This window comes from Telluria sp. AZSoR62 (assembly GCF_058111565.1).
In genome coordinates, this window is sequence record NZ_JBYTST010000067.1 from 1 (window position 1) to 495 (window position 495).

Annotated in this window: 1 protein-coding gene; it reads left to right on the forward strand. The window is 64.0% G+C overall.

What is annotated here, in order from left to right:
• A partial coding sequence (locus AC3XQU_RS22890) for a peptidoglycan-binding domain-containing protein (RefSeq protein WP_489876455.1) occupies positions 1-366 on the forward strand: 366 nt, incomplete at its 5' end.
• Between the last annotated feature and the right edge of the window lie 129 nt (positions 367-495).

A 495-nucleotide genomic window follows, 5' to 3' on the forward strand; every position in this document is an offset into this window, starting at 1 on the left:
TGGGGCCGCAAGGACCCGATGCACTTCCAGCTCAACGGCGGGACCGCGTCAGGCAATGGCGCATCGTCGAAGCTCGCAGCATTCGCACAGAAGATTCGTGAAGGCAAGGTCGGTTCGGGAGGCGCGACACCGCCCCCGAGTCCGTCGACTTCGCGTGCGACGTTGCGTCGAGGGTCGACCGGTGGCGACGTCACCTATTTGCAGTCGCTGTTCAACCGTGCATATCCGGCTTACTCGAAGCTTGTAGTGGACGGGGACTTCGGCCCTGCAACGGAATCCGTTGTCCGCGAGTTTCAGCGCAGGGCAGGTCTCGGCGTCGACGGCATCGTTGGCCCCGCGACGTGGTCGAAGCTCGGTGTGAAGTGAAGGGCTTCGGCGCCCTCGCCGCGACACTTGGCCTCATCACGGTCGGCACTGCCACCGCAACCGTCGTCGGTGTGTGGCGCTGGGCCACCCGATACGAATCCATCATCCGCAACCAGAACAGCGAACGAT